This is a genomic window from Streptomyces sp. NPDC005899, from assembly GCF_040629645.1.
GTDB lineage: Bacteria > Actinomycetota > Actinomycetes > Streptomycetales > Streptomycetaceae > Streptomyces.
Genome location: NZ_JBEXWB010000618.1, coordinates 1 through 1,982 on the forward strand (window position 1 = coordinate 1; position 1,982 = coordinate 1,982).

At 75.8% G+C, this 1,982-nt stretch carries 1 protein-coding gene; it reads right to left on the reverse strand.

What is annotated here, in order from left to right; translation table 11 throughout:
* A partial coding sequence (locus ABZ371_RS32085) for an SDR family NAD(P)-dependent oxidoreductase (protein ID WP_358686354.1) occupies window positions 1-1,982 on the reverse strand: 1,982 nt, incomplete at both ends.

Genomic DNA, 1,982 nt, shown 5'->3' on the forward strand with positions numbered 1-1,982 from the left:
CCAGCAGTGGCGGCAGGGCCCCCGTGCGGCTCTGCTCGGCGAGTCCTTCGGTGTCCCACCGCACGGCCACGGCCACGGGCCGGTCACGCCGGATCGCGGCGCCCAGCAGGGCCAGGCCCGTCCCGGCCGGCAGGGGGCGTATCCCCAGGCGGGCCATGCGGGCCACTCCCGTCGCGTCCAGACCGCTGCCCATGCCGCCCGCTGTGTCCCACAGGCCCCAGACGACGGAGACACCGGGGAGTCCGGCGGAACGCCGGCGTTCCATCAGGCCGTCGAGGAACGCGTTGCCCGCGGCGTACCCGCCCTGTCCCGCCGAGCCGAGGGTGCCGGCCAGGGAGGAGTAGGACACGAACGCGGAGAGGTCGAGGTCCGCGGTGAGTTCGTGCAGGTTGACGGCGGCGTCCACCTTGGGCCGCAGCGTGCCGTCCAGCTTCTCGGGGGTGAGCGCCGCCAGGACGCCGTCGTCGAGGACGCCCGCGGTGTGCACCACCCCGCCGATCCGGACGCCCTCGCCGGCCAGGGTCCCGAGGGCCTCGGAGAGTGCGGCCCGGTCGGCGGCGTCACAGGCGACCGTGCGGACGTCCGCCCCGAGGCTCCGGAGGGACTCGATGTCCCGCGCCGCGTCCTCGGAGGGCGCGCGGCGGCTCATCAGCACCAGGTGCCGCACGCCGTGCGCGGTGACCAGGTGACGTGCCGTCAGCCGGCCGAGCCAGCCGAGGCCGCCGGTGACCAGTACGGCCCGGCCGGTGTCCCAGAGTTCGTCCTGCGACGGCAGCTCCAGGACGACCTTTCCGATGTGCCGCGCCTCCGCCAGATGACGGAAGGCCTCGGGCGCGCTGCGGATGTCCCAGGCCGCCACGGGCGGCGGCCGGAGCACCCCCCGCTCGAACAGGTCCAGCAGGGTGCGCAGCATGGCCTGGATGCGGTCCGGTCCGGGATCCCGGACGTCGAAGGCGAGGTAGTCGACGCCGGGGTGGCTCCGGGACACGGCGTCCCGGTCGCGGCGGTCGGTCTTGCCCATCTCCAGGAAGCGTCCGCCGCGCGGCAGCAGGCGCAGCGAGGCGTCGGCGAACTCCCCCGCCAGGGAGTTGAGTACGACGTCGACGCCCCGGCCCGCCGTCCGCTCCAGGAACACCTGCTCGAACTCGAGAGTGCGGGAGGAGGCGATGCGGTCGTCCGGCAGCCCGGTGCCGCGCAGCGCGTCCCACTTGGCCGGGCTGGCCGTGGCGTACGTCTCGGCTCCCAGGTGGCGGGCGATCTGGAGGGCCGCCGTACCGACGCCTCCGGTTCCCGCGTGCACCAGGACCGACTCGCCGGCACGCAGCCCGGCGAGGTCCACCAGCCCGTAGTAGGCGGTGAGGTAGGTGACGGGGACCGCGGCCGCCTGCCGGTACGACCAGCCCTCGGGGATCGGGCAGACCAGTCGCCGGTCGGTCACGGTGGTGGGCCCGATACCGGAGAACAGGCCGAGCACCCGGTCGCCGGGGCTCAGGTCCGTGACCCCGGGCCCGACCTCCACCACCACGCCCGCGCCCTCGCCGCCCTGTCCGCCGCCCCCGGCGTCGGGGTCGACCGAGGGCGGTATGACGCCCAGGGAGAGCAGGACGTCACGGAAGTTGAGGCCGGCGGCGCGCATCCGGACGCGGATCCGGCCGGGTGCCAGCGGTTCGCCCGCCTGGGGCCAGGGTTCCAGGGTCAGGTTGGCGAAGGACTCCTTGGCCACGTAGTCGAGCCGCCATTCCGGCTCGCCGGCCGGGGGCCGCAACGTGGCGGCCGGGGCGGCCGGGGTGAGGCCGGGGCGGTGGGCGACGCCTCCGCGCAGGGCCAGCTGGTCCTGGCCGCCGGACAGCGCCCCGGCCAGGACCGTGACGAGGCAGGCGCGGGAGGCGTCGGTCCCGTCCGTGTCGAGGAGGACGAAGCGTCCGGGTTGCTCGGCCTGCGCCGCGCCCGTCAGGCCCCAGGCCGCACGGTGCGCGGACCGG